The sequence below is a fragment of the Pseudomonas sp. S3_C06 genome (genome assembly GCF_054667675.1).
Window position 1 is genome coordinate 1574711 of sequence record NZ_CP162747.1, and the last position, 15638, is coordinate 1590348.

Genomic DNA, 15638 nt, shown 5'->3' on the forward strand with positions numbered 1-15638 from the left:
CCGTCAATGGACTGAATCCTCCTGATACCGCTTTAGCCGCCGCCAGATGTTGGCACGACGACTCACTCACTTGGCCGGCGTAATGCTCTGCACCTGCGCCGCACCATTGACCCGCACCTGCAACGCCGACTCATTCGACAGCGCCGCCGGTGCCGGCCAGCGCATCACTGCGCCCGGCAGCACGTAGCCCAACAGCCCTTCGGCCAACGGTTTGCTCTGCCCAGCCTGTTTGATGGCCACGTCGGTCAGCCGCGCATGCACCGCGCCCTGATTGCGCACCTCGACATAAGGCTTGCCGTCCACGGCCACCGTGCGCCAGCTCAACTGCGGCAGGCCCACGCCTTTGGGATCTCGTGCGCGAGTGCTGTCTTCTTTGCTCCACAGCCCGGCGCCATAGGCAAACAGCGGCACCGAGTAACGCATCTGGAAACGGATCGCCGCAGCGGTTTTGCCACCGTCAGCGCTCGCTGGTTGTGCGGAAGGAATTTCATCGATGATGATCCGGTAGGCCAGTTCCTGCCCCGGCGGCACCTCTTTGGTCCGGGTCAGACGCACCAATTGTTTCTCCCCCGGTTCGATCTTCGCCACTGGCGGGCTGCCGATCACGTCGCGCTGATTCTGGTACTGCTCCGCGAAACCGCTCTGGCTCCAGCCGAATACGCGGATCTGCAGATTGGCGGTTTCGCTGCCGCGGTTCTCCAGCCACAGCGCACTGGCCTGTTGATCGGCCTCCAGCACCGGATCGATCGGCCAGATCAGCACCGAACTTGCAGCGTTTACAGAATTCATCCCCAGCATGAGCAAGGCCGCTATCGCGCAAACCCTGAGCGAACGCCCTGACGTGTAACACTGCATAAACCTGCTCCTTGTCGGCAATCCTGACTTCGCCTCACCACGACAGTTGCACCTGCAACACATCGCTGTACGTCCCCCCAGGCTGATTGCCCGGCAACTGCACCTGACCGTAGATTGGCAGGCTGATATTGTTCGCATCGCTGTAAGCCACCGCCACACTCTGGCCAATGCCCAGGCTCTGGCTGTAGGCCGCATCGCGAAACAGCGCATACGCCACCCGCGCACTGCCGCTGTTGACCTGCATGTGCCGGCCGCTGTTGTTGTACTGGCCGCCATCGACGCTCATGTTCAAGGTCACGCCCGGCGTACATTGCAATTGCACGCCCCCCGTCAGCGCGACCTGCACCGTGCCGGTGGCCAACGCTGAACGTGAACCGAAATTCAGCCCGCCGTAGTTCGACACCCCGCCCACCACCAGACATCCCGCAGTGACCGTGGCGCTGACCTGAAAGCTCTGGCTGGTCGCGGCGGTCAGCGGCAGCGGCGCACTCCCCGCACAGAGCAGGAGCAGCGCGGCACAGCCATGACGACGCATGGCATCAGAACGTCAGTTCAACAGCGACGGTGTCGGTGTAAGTCCCCGCTGGCAAACCGGCCTTGCCCACCGCCTGACCGTAGATGTTCACCGTCTGCGCGACGCCGGTGCTGGCGGCGAGGTTGATCGTCCCGTCAATCGCCAGCAGTTGCGAGTGCCCGGCGTCGGTGTACAAGTCGTACGGCACGTAGTTGGCCACCCCGTCGTACAACGCTCGGGTGCCGCCCGGCGACATGCCGTCATGGGAACCGGCGCGCACCTTGACCGTCGGCGTGGTGCCACTGGAACAGAGAATCGACAGCGCCCCGCCACCGCCGCCCAGCACTTGCCCGGTGGCGGTGGTGAACAGGCTGTTGGCGGTGCCGAAGTTCAACGCACCGAAGTTCAGACCGGTCGAACCGCCGGCGCCGTTGACCTGGCAGCTGCTGATCAGAATCAGGCTGGAGGTGATCTGGCCGGTGACCGTGGTGGCGGCGTTGGCACTGGAAACCAGCGCCAGGCCGAACAGTGACAAACCTATCCTTGATGCAAACGTACGCATGGTGTCCGTCCTCTACGGGGTTACCAGTCGAGCGTCACCGTCAGGGTGTCGGTATAGACCCCTGCCGGCACCGCGCGGGTATTCGCCACCACCGAGCCAAATACCGGAATGGGTATCTGCGCAGCGCTGGTGACAGCGAAATTGTGTTGCTGGCCGATGCTGTAGCTCCGGGCGCCGGAGGGATCGACGAACAGCTGATAGGGAATGGTCTGGCGGCCGTTGCTCAGGCGCCGGGTGTTGCCGTCACCGTGGGTGCCGCCATCGATGGTGACGGTGAAACCGGTGACCGACGGATTGCAGGCGACGTTGAGCTTGCCGCTGCTGTCGCCATCGAGGCTGGCCTTGATCGGCGCGTTCCAGGTGGGCCCCTGCAGGCCGAAATCGAGGGTACCAAGATTGCTGACCGGGCTGGCGGGACTGGCGTTGTTGGTGACTTCGCAACCGGCAATCAGGATCAGCCGCGCATTGATCTGCCCACTCATCGCCGCTTGCGCGTCGTCGGCGAGCAATACCAGCGTCCCTGCTACGACCACCATCCAAAGCTTGCCTGTCATTGCGTCCGTCCCTGCTCCTTGATGGTGACTCATCCACCGCGCTCGTCATCGAACGCCTTCCTTGCACGCCCCGCGTCCACCGGGTGCCTGTTGAAACCGTGATCACCAGGTGACCGTCACCTTGACCAGATCCGAGTAACGGCTGACCTGTGGCACTTCGGCCAGCGGCTCGATCCGCGCGTACAACGGTAATTCCACGGTGCCGCTGTCCGGCACCCGCCCGCTGACCGGCACATCCACCACCAGCGGCACCCGCCTGGCCGCGTCCTGATACAAGCGGTACGGAATCGGCTTGCTGCCCGTCGAACCAGCCATGTAGCGGACTTCACCGACCCCGCCATGCAAACCACCGTCGACGCGCATCTGGTACGGCGTGTCCGGGTTGCACTCCAGTCGTGGCAGGCGCTGATTGGTCAACGCCGCGCCCAATGGCCCGGCCGGGTCGTCAAGGCGCGAGGTGCTGCCGAAGTCGAGCACACCCAGTTGCTCGATGCCGGCGCCACGCTGCTGGCCGATCAACTGGCAGCCACGCTGCACGTCAACGCGCACTTCGACCTGAAGATCCGCCGCATAGACGGGCGCAACGAGCACACCCAGCAATCCCATGACCACCTGTACTTTCACTGCGCCGTTCCTTGTCAGCGATCGCTTGCGACGTCGTTTCTGTGATTGAGGTTAGCAACGGTCGACGATTCCGCCAGTCGATTGGATCCATGGATCGCCCGGGATATGTTTCGAAAGGTTGGCAAGTGGTCGGGCCAACTCGCTAAAAATAGCTGTACGCACCAGACAAAATCGTCCAATAACCGCCCACTCTCTATTCGTCGCGGTGGCTGGCGAACTCGGCGTCTGGTTACACTACGTCGCCGCGCTTCCGGGAGCCGGTTCTACGAATACGGAGACGCCCACAGTGCCTGCCCAACCGCCGAAACGATCGCGACTGACCCAGCGCTGGCCGGCGTTGCGCCGCTGGTTCGGCAAGGGTTTACCAGCCAGCGCCGGGCATGACGCCAGTGCCCAGTCGATCCGCGATTACTTCCGGCACAAAGCCAGCGCTCAGGGCTACACCCTCAGCCACAGCCAGCAGCACGTCATCGATTGCATGGCGCAACAGGCCAGTCTGCTGTTTGGCGCCAGTAGCCGAACCGCGCCGAGCCTGTATCTGTTCGGTGCCGTCGGACGTGGCAAGAGCTGGCTGCTCGACGGTTTTTTTCATGCCTTGCCGATCACCCAGAAACGACGCCTGCATTTCCATCAGTTCTTCGCGCAATTGCATCAAGGCATGTTCAGCCATCGCGCGCAGGACGATGCCCTCGAAGTCGCCCTCGACGAACTGCTGGAGGATTGTCGGGTGCTGTGTTTTGACGAGTTTCATGTGCATGACATCGGCGATGCCATGCTCATCACCCGGCTGTTCAAGGCATTGTTCAAACGGCGGATTCTGCTGCTGGTGACCTCCAACTATGCGCCCGAGGGCCTGCTACCCAATCCGCTCTATCACGCCCGTTTCAAACCGGTGATCGAGCTGATCAACGCGCACATGCAAGTGATGGAAGTCGGCGGCCCGCATGATTACCGCAGTCACACACGCCACTCTGCGCAGCAGATATTCACTCAGGGGCATTACGTGTGGCCCGCCACGCCCGCACAACGCGCCGCGCTGGAGCTGCCGCCTGCAGATGCGCCAGCCATCAGGTTAGCGGTTGGCACCCGACAGTTTCAGGCGCGGCTGTGTGACGCACGGCGTGTCGGTTTTACCTTCAGCGATCTGTGCGAACAGCCGACGGCGGTCATGGATTATCTGGAATTGTGTCGACGTTTCGACCGCTGGATCATTGATGATCTACCCGAGCTGGGAGAGTGCTCGATCGCTGCGCAACAACGCTTCATCAACCTGATCGACGTGCTCTACGACCAGGACAAACACCTGACGCTGCTCGGTCGACTGCCGTTGCGTGAAAGCCTCGACGGCCATGCCATTGACCTGGCGCGCACACGCAGCCGCTTGGGGCAGTTGCAGGAGATACACGACAACGACTGACCACTCCGGCCCTGTGGGAGCAAACTCTCTCCCACAGGGTTTGTGGCGTTTTCAACATGCAACTCAGGCCCAGAACCTGCTTTGCCGTTATCATGTCGCCCATCCTCAGCGCCCCAGCGTCGCTCCACTGATCAATAGCGAACACCAACATGCACACCCTTGCTCAATTACGCGCCGGCGAGTTGTCGGGCATCACGCGACTGGACCTGTCTTGTGGCCTGACCGAATTCCCGCGCGAGATTTTCGACCTGGCCGACACGCTGGAAATCCTCAACCTCAGCGGCAACGCCCTGAGCAGTCTGCCGGATGACTTGCACCGTCTGACGCGCCTGCGCGTGCTGTTCTGTTCCGACAACCCGTTCACTGAACTGCCGGCCTGCCTCGGCCAATGCGCGGCGTTGACGATGATCGGTTTCAGGGCCAATCGCATCGTCAACGTACCCGGTGCTGCCTTGCCGCCACAGCTGCGCTGGCTGATCCTGACCGACAACTGCATCGAACACCTGCCGAACGAACTGGGTGAACGTCCTGCCCTGCAGAAACTCATGCTGTCCGGCAACCGTCTGCAAATGCTGCCGCCCTCCCTGAGCAACAGCCATAGGCTGGAGCTGCTGCGCATTTCCGCCAACCGCCTGACCGAACTGCCGCAGTGGCTGCTCGCGCTGCCGAGCCTGAGCTGGCTGGCCTACGCCGGTAACCCGCTGGAAACCGAGGCGGACGCCGCCGCGCTGCAGGCGACGGCGCAAATCCCCTGGTCGGCGCTACGTCTGGAGCAACGCTTGGGTGAAGGCGCCTCGGGGGTGATTTCCCGGGCGAGCTGGCAGCGCGACGATGGCTCAGTGACGCCGGTCGCGGTGAAACTGTACAAGGGTGAAATGACCAGCGACGGCTCGCCGCTGCACGAAATGAATGCCTGCATCACCGCAGGTCTTCATCCCAATCTGATCCGCATCGAAGGGCGCATCAGTGACCATCCCCAGGGCCAGCAGGGATTGGTGATGCAACTGATCGATCCGTCGTTCAGCAACCTCGCCGATCTGCCAAGCCTGGCATCCTGCTCGCGAGATGTGTATGCCGATGATTGCCGATTCGGCGCCGAAGTTGCGCTGAACATTGCCAAAGGCATCGCTTCGGCAGCCGATCACTTGCACCAGCAAGGCATCACCCATGGCGACCTCTACGGGCACAACATTCTGCTGAACGAGCGCGGCGATTGCCTGCTTGGGGATTTTGGCGGGGCGTCGTTCCATGCAGTCGCCGACACAGTAGAAACGCGCGCGTTGCAACGCATCGAAGTGCGTGCGTTCGGGATTTTGCTCGGTGAATTGCTGGCGCGCATCGACTCGGGGTTGAGTGATGAGCGGCGTCGGGCTCTTGAGGAACTGGAGCGACGTTGCTGTCAGGCGGATGTGCTGGCGCGGCCGGGGTTTGCTGAGGTCATGAAGCAACTTGAAGATCTGTGACCGCTGCGCGGTCAATCGCTGGCAGGCTAGCTCCCACACTGGATCTGTGGCGTTCACAGATCCCCTGTGGGAGCTAGCCTCCTAGCGATGAGGCCATCACTGAAGAAACAGATCAGCCCGCCAGGCCGACAAACATGTCCTGCACGTCATCATGGTTGTCGAGGCCTTCGAGGAACGCTTCAACTTCAGCCATCTGCTCATCGCTCAAACCGCTGACCGGGTTCTTCGGCTGGTAACCCAGCTTGGCCGACAGCACGGTGAAACCTTGCTCTGGCAGCGCCTTCTGCACCGAATCCAGATCGGTAGGATCGGTCAGAAACAGCGTCGCGCCGTCTTCGCCCGGCTCGAAATCCTGAGCACCGGCTTCGATGGCGGCCATTTCCGGATCGGCGTCCGGGGTGTCCGGCGAGGCTTCGATCATGCCGACGTGGTTGAAGTCCCAGGCCACGGAGCCTGAGGCACCCAGTTGGCCTTTACGGAACGCTACGCGGATTTCGGCGACGGTACGGTTGATGTTGTCGGTCACGCACTCGACGATCAGCGGCACCTGGTGCGGGGCGAACCCTTCGTAGGTGACGCGATGGTATTGCACGGTTTCACCCAGCAGACCGGCGCCTTTCTTGATCGCGCGATCCAGGGTTTCTTTTGGCATCGAGGCTTTCTTGGCCTGTTCGACCACCAGACGCAGGTGTGCGTTGGTGGTGGTATCGGCACCGTTGCGGGCAGCGATGGTGATTTCCTTCACCAGTTTGCCGAAGATCTTGCCCTTGGCGTTAGCTGCCGCTTCTTTGTGTTTAACCTTCCACTGTGCGCCCATTACTCACTCTCTTGATCTGTGGCGCCGAGACATCTATTGGCCGACGCGTGGCGCCAAGTTTATACGGCCTAAAGTCGGCAATCGACCAAAAAAATGCAATGCAGAATCGACATCTTCACTAGAGCTTGTAGGGGGATTCTGAAAAACGGCTTTGACATGACCATTCAGCGCTGTGGTTTCGTACCCTCTCAGGCCCGTATTGCCTGACAGAGCCTGTTCGAATGCTCAATGACAAGGAAAGTCCTTTTACCCTGACCCTGACCGACAGCGGCCTGAGCCTGCCGGTGCTGCGTTTTCAAGGCGAAGAAGCGCTCAACCAGCCTTACCGTTTCGACATCGAACTGATCGGCCTCGCGCCCGCCATGGCGCCGGGTACATTCCTGCACCAACCGGCCTTTTTGCGTCTGGACGATCATCATGGGGTTCACGGCATGATCGACAGTGCCAGTTGCGAACATCGCGGCACGCACCGGATCGGCTATCGACTGACCTTGGTGCCTCGTCTGCAAAGGCTGGCCCAACCGGGCAAGCGGCGGGTGTTTGTGCACCTGAGCGTGCCGCAGATTCTCCAGCAATTGCTCACGGAAAATGCCCTGCCCATTAATGGTTACCGGATTGAAATGACCGTCGGTCAATACCCGGCCCGGCCGTTTTGCATCCAGTACGAAGAAAGCGATCTGGCGCTGCTGGACAGGCTTTGTGAAGAAGAAGGCATTCACTATCACTTCGAACACCGGGTCGACGGTCACGTTGTCGTGTTTGCCGATGACAGCCTGAGCCTGCCGCAAATGCCGGCGCTGCTGCCGTTCAAAGTGTGCGAGCAAACACCGTCACCCTGCGTCAGTGCGCTGTTTCAGCACCATCACGCCGCGCCCATCGCCACACTGCATACCGTGCGCAATCGAGGGCAGCAGACAAGCCGTGACGATGCCGCCAACCACGGCACGGCGACCGCCCTGCCGCCAATACCCTCCCTCGAACAACGTCACCACGAACAACGCAGCCGTCGACATCTGGAGAGGCAACGCGGTCAGCATCGGACGATCAACGGCCGCAGTGACCGGGTCGGTTTGCTCAGTGGGCACCTGCTACAAGTGTCGGCGCATCCGGTCAGCCACTTCAATGAACAATGGCGGCTCACCGCCCTGCGCCATCACGGGCAGCATCCGTCGATTCTTGACCCTGGCCCAAACGTCCATCGTTACCACAACGACTTCAGCGCCCAGCCCTGGTCATCCGACTTTCGCCCGGCGCTCAGACAACCCCGGCCCAGCGTCGCCGGCTATCACCTGGCCCGGGTGCTCGGGCCTGCCGGGCAACCGGCGCAACTCGATGACCAGGGCCGAGTCGCCGTGCGCCTGTGGCCGTCGGATACCGAGCACACGCTTGATCACCACGCGATCTGGCTGCCCATTGCCATGACCCGGACCCATCGCCGAATCGCACAGGACGAATTGCCCTGCACCGGCAGCGAAGTGTGGGTGAGTTTCCTCGACAGCGATCCAGACCGACCGATTCTGTGCCTGGGCAACTCACGCAACCCTACGCCTCGCGAGCCACCGCCCGCGCGCGACAACAGCTTATTGCTGGACTGGCTGTTCAATAGCGACGCCCGCTGATCCAGCCTGCGGCAGCTCCTGCATCAGTCAGCAGTGCTTCAGGCTTTGTCAGCCTTGCCCGCCGCCGCGGCGAATTTCGCCAGACGCACATCCAGGTGCCGAGGTCGCCGCCCATGATCCTCGGCGCGCTCCTTGCGGCGGATGGCGTTGCGCACCATCAACGAGCCGAGGTAGCGGATCGGCTCCGGCGGGAAATACCCCAGCGGCCCGTTGACCAGCGGCGAGCGCGTCCACGGGTTGTCGAGACCTTGCACCAGGGCGGCAAGAATCTGCCCGCCCATATGACAAGGGCCGACGCCGCTGCCCGAATAACCGAAACCGTAAAACACATTGCCGGCGCTGCTCATCTGGCCGAAGAACGGTAATCCGGTGACTGAGCGATCCGACGGGCCATTCCAGGTGGCATCGACTTTCACATCGGCAAAGGCCGGGAAGAAGTCCGCCAGGCTGCTTTTGAGCAGGCCGGCATACGGCGACGGCTGATCGAACACCGGCAGCATGCGCCCACCAAACGCGAAGGTATTGCCGCCCTTGCCGAGCATGATCCGACCGTCCGGGGTGTTGTGGTAGTAGTGCACGAAAATCCGCGAATCGAGCACCGTCACGCCGCTGGTCAGGCCGATTTCCTGCAACAGATCCGGGCGCGGTTCGGTGATCAACATATCGCTGGAGACAATCGCCACGCTGCGCTCGAATTGCGGGAAAGCACGGGCCATCCACGCGTTCATCGCCAGCACCACGCGATCGGCAACGATACTGCCGTTCGGCGTTTGCAGGCGTGCGGGACGCCCTTCTTCCAGCCCGGTCATTGCCGTGTTTTCGTGAATCTTCACACCCAACTGCATTGCCACCCGACGCAAGCCACGCACCAGTTTGCCCGGCTGCACACTGGCCGCTGCCGGCGAGAACCAGCCTTCCAGATGCTTGCTCGAACCGGCCATGCGCTGCACATCGGCGAGCGGACGCTGAGAGAACGAGTTGATGCCATTGCGTTCCAGTGCGGCGATGACTGCGTCGGTCGAGCCGACCTGCGCGCGGTTGGTCGCGGTGTACAGCGTGCCGTCGAGACGGTAATCGGCATCGACGCCGTACTGCTCACAGAACTCGCCGATCGCGTGGATACTGCGCTCCGATTCCTTGACCAGACGCACCGCTTCCTCGACGCCAAACAAGCGCTCAAGGGTGAAATATTTCGCCGACCACGACAACGCACATCCGCCATTACGGCCACTAGCTCCGGCGCCGCAGATGTCCGCTTCGATCAACAACACCTCGAGTTCGGGGTTCTGCTGCTTGAGCATGATTGCCGTCCACAACCCGGTGTAGCCGCCGCCGACAATGCACACATCGGTGCGTACTTCGCCCTGCAACGGCGGGCAGGTTTCAGAGGTCTCGGCCTGCAAGGCCTGCTCCAGCCAAAACGGTCTCATGGGTTTTCTCCAAGTCAGATGGCCACAACCCAGCCTGCCGCGAGCACCGCAGCAGGCCGCGAGGCAAGGGTTTCAGGAACGCAGGGGTTTGATCGTCAGCGGGCAATTGGGGATCGACGCACGCGGTTCCATCACGCCAACCGGGCGGCTGTTCCAGTGCGGAATCAGCACCAGCGCCGAGAACAGTGCGCAACCGGCGAAGACGATAAACACCGTCACCGAGTCGAAGTAACCCGGCAGCAAACCGCCAAGTACCGCACCGACCGAGCCGCAGCCGTTGACGAAACCGGCCGCGGTGGCGCCGGCCTTGGCTTTGCCGAAATCGATCGCGGCGGCACCGCTGATCATCGAGTCCGGCCCGTACAGGGTCAGGCCCATGACGAACAGCAGCGCGACCACCAGCAACACACTGCCGCTCTGCAACGCAGCCATGAACAGCGCCAGCGTCACGGTCAGCGCCAGCAGGCTCAACACGCAGGCCGGCATGCGCCGGGCACCGAACAGTTTGTCCGAGGCCAGCCCGATCAGGATCGGCCCGAGCAACCCGGCCAGTTCGAAGGACGTGGGAATGATCGCCGCGCCGACCTTGCCGACACTGGGCATCTGTTCAAAGACAATCACCGGGCCCCACAACAGAATCGCGTAACGCGCCGGTTTCAACATGAAATACGCCAGGCCCAGCACCAGCACCGTGCGGTTACGCAGGATTTCCTTCAACGGCTCCCAAACGCTGAGTTTGCTGTTGGCCTCGGTTTCTTCCGCCGTCAGTTCCGGCTCCGGCTCGACCGCCGGCAAGCCGACATCTTCCGGTTTATTGCGCTGGAAGATAAAGAACAACACCGCCACGACGGCGACCACCACCGCACTGGAAATGAACGCCGCGTGCCAGGTGCCCATCAAGGTGTACGCCCACCAGCCGGCGAACGGCGACGCCACCAGACCACCAAAGGCGTAGCAGGAACTCCATAACCCGAGCACTCGCCCGCGTTGTTGGGAGGGGAAAAAACTGCCGAGGTTTTTGCACAATCCCGACCATCCAGTGGACTGCGCCAACCCCTGAATCAACATACAAGTAGCGAAGATCGGCAACGTGGCGTAACTGCCCATCACCAGCGCCGCTGCCGCGGAAATCAGCAGACCACCAAGCACCACGACCCGAGGACCAAAGCGGTCGGCGAGCATGCCCCAGGTGAACTGGCCGAGGGCATAAGCCGCCAGATAAATCGCATCGAGGTTGGCCATGGCCATCTTGTCGAGCATGAAGGTCGGGTCTTCAGCGATGCCGAGTTTGGCCACCGAAAATGCTTTGCGGGTGAAGTAGAAAGCGGCGTAAGCAAGCCAGGTAATCGCGAAAATCTGCACGCGCCAACGCGCAATGGTGCCGATGTGCTTGTTCATGGTGGTTCTGACCTCAGGGTGTGAGTGTGCCGGCAGAATCGTTAAGCAAAACGCCTGTGTTTTTATTGTTGAGCACTGCGATATCACCCCGTCCCTACGGCGATATCGGTCAGATGAGTCCTGCTGTTGCACGCACAGGCTCATGGCCAACGTGCTGCCCGAGCGGACAGTCAGCGATGGCGTGAGCCGATCAAAGCAATTACTGTTTAATAAATAAAATCGATTTATCGTATTTCACACATAAGCTCAGCTTGTTACTGACTAAACGATCAGGTGACTTCATGTCGGTGTCCCACGCCCAACTCAAAGCCTTCCACGCCGTGGCCGTGCATGGAAGCTTCACCAAAGCCGCCGGGCGCCTTTTTCTCACGCAACCGGCGATATCCGACCAAGTGCGCAAACTCGAAGAGCGTTTCGGCGTTTTGCTGTTCCACCGCAATAAACGTTCCGTACGCCTGACCGACTTGGGCGAGCGCTTGCTGGCGATCACCCAGCGCCTGTTTGTGATTGAAGCCGAAGCACAGGAACTGTTGCAGGAATCCCAGGCGTTGCAGACCGGCAGCCTGATCCTCGCAGTGGATGCGCCGGTGCACGTGCTGCCGCAGATCGCGCGGTTCTGCGAGCGCTATCCGGGGATCAGCGTGAAGATCGAGACCGGCAATACCGATGAATCGCTGTTTCGCCTGTTCAACTATCAGGCCGACCTGGCGTTGCTCGGGCGGGATGTCAGCGATGAGCGCTTGCTCTGTGTGCCGCTGCGCAATGATCCGATGGTGGCGTTCGTTTCGCGCAATCATCCGTGGGCCGAGCGTGAATCGATCTGCCTGCAAGATCTGGATGACACGCCGCTGGTGCTGCGTGAACACGGTTCGGTGACGCGGCAGACGCTGGAAGAAGAAATGGCCCGGGCCGGGTTTCGCATTCGCCCGGCGATTCAGGTCGAAGGACGGGAAGCGGCGCGCGAGGCGGTGGTGGTCGGGATTGGTGTCGGCGTGGTTTCGGCAGCAGAGTTTGGCGCGGATTCGCGGGTGTGTGCGTTGCCGATTATCGACTGCACGCGACGGCTGACGGAAACGCTGGTGTGTTTGCGTGAGCAGAGCAATCGACGGGTGGTGTCGACCTTCCTCGATATGGTTCGCGACAGTCTCGTGTGAACCATGATGGCCCCTTCGCGATCAGGCTCGCTCCCACATTTGGAATGCATATCCCTGTGGGAGCGAGCCTGCTCGCGAAGGGAGCACCACGGTTTATCAGGTTGGCGCGAGGCCAAAGAACGCCTGAATCAGGCGCAATTCCCGTCGCCGTTCCATGCAGCCGATCATGTGCCGATTCACCAGCCCAGCCCCGACAATCGGAATCGCCACCACCCGCGGGTCATGACTAACCTCAACCGATGACACCACGCCAACGCCCAACTCAGCCGCGACGGCTTCGGTCACCGCCTCACGGCTATCGAGCTCCAGCAACACCCGTGGATGGATCGACGCCTGCGCGCACGCCTGATCAAACGTACGCCGGGTGATCGAACTCGGCTCGCGCAGCACCATGATCACCTGATCCAGTTCCTTGAGCTTCACTTCACCGACCCGCATCGCCCATGGGTGCCCCGCCGGCACCAGCGCGCAAATCCGCGATTCGCTCAACGCTTGCAAATGCAGGCCTTTGCGCGGTTCGACTTCGGTCAACACCGCCACATCGGCGTGTTCCGACAACAACGCCGCGAGGGTTTCCTGGGCATTGCCCAAGCGCAGATTCACCGTGATCCCCGGATACCGCGCGCGCAGGCTGGCGAGCATCGGCATGACCATGTGCGGCCCGTCCGCCGCCACTTCCAGCCGTCCGGTCAACAGCTGCCGGTTGGCCTCGAGCATCGTCTGCGCCTCTTCCGCGAGGCCAAACATCGCGCGGGTGATCGCCGCGAGTTTGGTGCCTTCCTCGGTCAGTTCCACCCGTCGCGCGGTGCGCCGCAGCAGGGTGATCTGATAGTGCTCTTCCAGCGCCTTGATGTGCCCGGTGACCGCCGGCTGACTAATAAACAAGCGCGCGGCGGCCCGGGTGAAACTGCCTTCACGGGCCACGGCGTCGAACGCGCGAAGCTGGAACAGGTTCATGAATAACTCTCGCTGATGGCTGGCATAACAACAAACAATTTGATTGATGCAACGGCGAATTGCAACGTATGCCCCGTAGCTTCATCCCACAGCGCAATCCGAGGACACACGAATGAGTATCGCCGAACCCATCCTGCTCACTCCCGGCCCGTTGACCACTTCGGCCCGCACCCGCCAGGCGATGATGGTCGACTGGGGGTCATGGGATGACCGTTTCAATCAACTGACCGCCAGCCTTTGCGAACAATTGCTGGCGATTCTCAACGGCGCCGCCACTCACCACTGCGTGCCATTGCAGGGCAGCGGCACCTTCGCCGTTGAAGCGGCGATCGGCACCTTGGTGCCACGTGACGGCAAAGTGCTGGTGCTGATCAACGGCGCCTACGGCAAGCGTCTGGCGAAGATCTGCGAAGTACTCGGCCGCTCGTTCAGCACCTTCGAAACCGCTGAAGACGAACCGACCACCGCCGCCGACGTCGACCGTCTGCTGCGCGCCGACAGCGACATCACTCACGTCGCGCTGATCCATTGCGAAACCAGCACCGGGATTCTCAATCCGCTGCCGGAGATTGCCCAGGTCGTCGCGCAACACGGTAAACGCCTGATTATCGATGCCATGAGTTCCTTTGGCGCACTGCCCGTGGATGCGCAACAAGTGCCGTTCGACGCGCTGATCGCCGCGTCCGGCAAATGCCTGGAAGGCGTACCGGGGATGGGTTTTGTCTTCGCACGTAAAGAGGCGCTGGCCGCTGCCGCTGGCAATTCGCATTCGCTGGCGATGGACCTGTACGACCAGCACGCCTACATGATGAAAACCGGCCAATGGCGCTTCACCCCGCCGACCCACGTGGTCGCGGCGCTGCACGAAGCGCTGCTGCAATACAACGAAGAAGGTGGCTTGCCGGCGCGGCATGCGCGTTATGACGCCAACTGTCAGGCGTTGATGGAGGAGATGGGCAAACTCGGTTTGCGCAGTTTCCTGCCGGCGGCGATTCAGGCGCCGATCATTGCCACGTTCCATGCGCCGCAAGATCCGCGTTATCAGTTCAAGGATTTCTACGAGCGGGTCAAGGCCAAGGGTTACATCCTCTATCCGGGCAAACTGACCCAGGTCGAAACCTTCCGCGTCGGTTGCATCGGCCATGTCAGCCCGGACGAAATGCGCCAGGCCGTGGCGGCGGTCGGCGAAGTGCTGCGCGAAATGGAAGTCCTCGAAATCTGAATTACCACGATCCCTGTGGGAGCGAGCCTGCTCGCGAAAGCGGTCGCACATACAACATAGATGTCGACTGACACCACGCCTTCGCGAGCAGGCTCGCTCCCACATTTTTGAATTGCATTTCAACTCAGGAATTTGATTGCCATGAACTACGAAAACCCAAACAAGCTGCAAGCCGCGATCCTCGACTGGGCCGGCACCGTGGTCGATTTCGGCTCGTTCGCGCCAACGCAAATCTTCGTCGAAGCCTTCGCCGAGTTCGACGTGCAGGTCTCCATCGAAGAAGCTCGTGGCCCAATGGGCATGGGCAAGTGGGATCACATCCGCACGCTCTGCGATCAGCCGCAAGTGGCCGAGCGTTATCGCAAGGCGTTCGGCCGCACGCCGACCGATGACGACGTCACCGCGATCTACAACCGCTTCATGCCGCTGCAGATCGAAAAGATCGCCGAACACTCGGCGCTGATTCCCGGCGCGCTGGAAACCATCGCCAACCTGCGCCAGCAAGGCATCAAGATCGGCTCCTGCTCCGGCTACCCGAAGCAAGTGATGGACAAGGTCGTCGAACTGGCCGCCAGCAACGGCTACGTCGCTGACCACGTGGTTGCCACTGACGAAGTACCGAACGGTCGCCCGTGGCCGGCTCAGGCGCTGGCCAACGTGATCGCGCTGGGCATCGACGATGTCGCGGCGTGCGTGAAGATCGACGATACCGTGCCGGGCATCCTTGAAGGCCGCCGCGCCGGGATGTGGACGGTTGCGCTGATTTGCTCGGGCAATGCGCTGGGCCTGGATTACGCCGGTTTCCGTGCTTTGGGCAGCGATGAGCTGGCCAGCGAACGCAAGCGTATTCACGCGCTGTTCGAAGGCTCGCGCCCGCACTACATGATCGACACCATCACCGATTTGCCAGAAGTGATTGCTGACATCAACAAGCGCCTGGCCAACGGCGAGATGCCGCAAAACGCTTGAGGCAGAAAACGAAAACACCGCTGATGCATGACAATCAGCGGTGTTTTTTTTGCGCTGTATAAACCCAGGACAACGTTCGGCAA

At 61.5% G+C, this 15638-nt stretch carries 15 protein-coding genes; 6 read left to right on the forward strand and 9 right to left on the reverse strand.

The window, feature by feature from the left end:
* Positions 1 to 66: 66 nt before the first annotated feature.
* From AB4N44_RS06770 to AB4N44_RS06790, 5 genes are all read right to left on the reverse strand, one after another.
* On the reverse strand, positions 67 to 855 hold the full coding sequence (locus AB4N44_RS06770) for a fimbrial biogenesis chaperone (RefSeq protein ID WP_460109606.1): 789 nt from the start codon (positions 853 to 855) through the stop codon (positions 67 to 69).
* Positions 856 to 889: 34 nt separating this feature from the next.
* Entirely contained in the window at positions 890 to 1390 is a 501-nt protein-coding gene (locus tag AB4N44_RS06775) for a Csu type fimbrial protein (protein WP_122607800.1), read from the reverse strand.
* Positions 1391 to 1394: 4 nt separating this feature from the next.
* Positions 1395 to 1931, reverse strand: coding sequence for a Csu type fimbrial protein (locus tag AB4N44_RS06780; RefSeq protein ID WP_150775909.1), 537 nt, complete (start codon positions 1929 to 1931; stop codon positions 1395 to 1397).
* 20 nt (positions 1932 to 1951) lie between these two features.
* Positions 1952 to 2485 (reverse strand): Csu type fimbrial protein, encoded by a 534-nt coding sequence (locus AB4N44_RS06785; protein WP_127928992.1) that lies wholly within the window; start codon positions 2483 to 2485, stop codon positions 1952 to 1954.
* 102 nt (positions 2486 to 2587) lie between these two features.
* Positions 2588 to 3091 carry a Csu type fimbrial protein gene (locus AB4N44_RS06790; protein WP_160042560.1) on the reverse strand — a complete coding sequence of 168 codons (504 nt, stop codon included), beginning with the start codon at positions 3089 to 3091 and terminating at the stop codon, positions 2588 to 2590.
* A 304-nt stretch (positions 3092 to 3395) separates the two neighbouring features.
* Between AB4N44_RS06790 and zapE the strand changes: the two genes are divergently transcribed.
* A complete protein-coding gene (gene zapE / locus AB4N44_RS06795; protein ID WP_460109602.1) occupies positions 3396 to 4526 on the forward strand; it encodes a cell division protein ZapE in 1131 nt (376 codons plus the stop codon).
* 149 nt (positions 4527 to 4675) lie between these two features.
* Positions 4676 to 5989: a leucine-rich repeat-containing protein kinase family protein gene (locus tag AB4N44_RS06800; protein ID WP_460109599.1), complete on the forward strand. Its 1314-nt coding sequence runs from the start codon at positions 4676 to 4678 to the stop codon at positions 5987 to 5989.
* 112 nt (positions 5990 to 6101) lie between these two features.
* Here AB4N44_RS06800 and AB4N44_RS06805 read toward each other — a convergent pair whose 3' ends face one another.
* Entirely contained in the window at positions 6102 to 6806 is a 705-nt protein-coding gene (locus tag AB4N44_RS06805; protein ID WP_099756686.1) for a YebC/PmpR family DNA-binding transcriptional regulator, read from the reverse strand.
* Positions 6807 to 7027: 221 nt separating this feature from the next.
* On the opposite strand from AB4N44_RS06805, the gene AB4N44_RS06810 reads away from it, so the two are divergent.
* A complete protein-coding gene (locus AB4N44_RS06810) occupies positions 7028 to 8425 on the forward strand; it encodes a type VI secretion system Vgr family protein (protein WP_127928996.1) in 1398 nt (465 codons plus the stop codon).
* 38 nt (positions 8426 to 8463) lie between these two features.
* On the opposite strand, the gene AB4N44_RS06815 is transcribed toward AB4N44_RS06810, so the two are convergent.
* Complete coding sequence (locus tag AB4N44_RS06815; RefSeq protein ID WP_460109597.1) at positions 8464 to 9855, reverse strand: FAD-dependent oxidoreductase; 1392 nt, start codon at positions 9853 to 9855, stop codon at positions 8464 to 8466.
* A 72-nt stretch (positions 9856 to 9927) separates the two neighbouring features.
* Entirely contained in the window at positions 9928 to 11253 is a 1326-nt protein-coding gene (locus tag AB4N44_RS06820) for an MFS transporter (RefSeq protein ID WP_095118172.1), read from the reverse strand.
* Positions 11254 to 11534: 281 nt separating this feature from the next.
* On the opposite strand from AB4N44_RS06820, the gene AB4N44_RS06825 reads away from it, so the two are divergent.
* Positions 11535 to 12407: a LysR family transcriptional regulator gene (locus tag AB4N44_RS06825; protein ID WP_460109594.1), complete on the forward strand. Its 873-nt coding sequence runs from the start codon at positions 11535 to 11537 to the stop codon at positions 12405 to 12407.
* 96 nt (positions 12408 to 12503) lie between these two features.
* On the opposite strand, the gene AB4N44_RS06830 is transcribed toward AB4N44_RS06825, so the two are convergent.
* Positions 12504 to 13364 carry a LysR substrate-binding domain-containing protein gene (locus AB4N44_RS06830; RefSeq protein WP_160041021.1) on the reverse strand — a complete coding sequence of 287 codons (861 nt, stop codon included), beginning with the start codon at positions 13362 to 13364 and terminating at the stop codon, positions 12504 to 12506.
* A gap of 112 nt (positions 13365 to 13476) precedes the next feature.
* Between AB4N44_RS06830 and AB4N44_RS06835 the strand changes: the two genes are divergently transcribed.
* Together AB4N44_RS06835 and phnX are read left to right on the forward strand one after the other, a co-directional pair.
* Positions 13477 to 14586 (forward strand): 2-aminoethylphosphonate--pyruvate transaminase, encoded by a 1110-nt coding sequence (locus AB4N44_RS06835; protein WP_127929001.1) that lies wholly within the window; start codon positions 13477 to 13479, stop codon positions 14584 to 14586.
* Positions 14587 to 14727: 141 nt separating this feature from the next.
* A complete protein-coding gene (gene phnX / locus AB4N44_RS06840; protein WP_127929002.1) occupies positions 14728 to 15555 on the forward strand; it encodes a phosphonoacetaldehyde hydrolase in 828 nt (275 codons plus the stop codon).
* Positions 15556 to 15638: the final 83 nt, after the last annotated feature.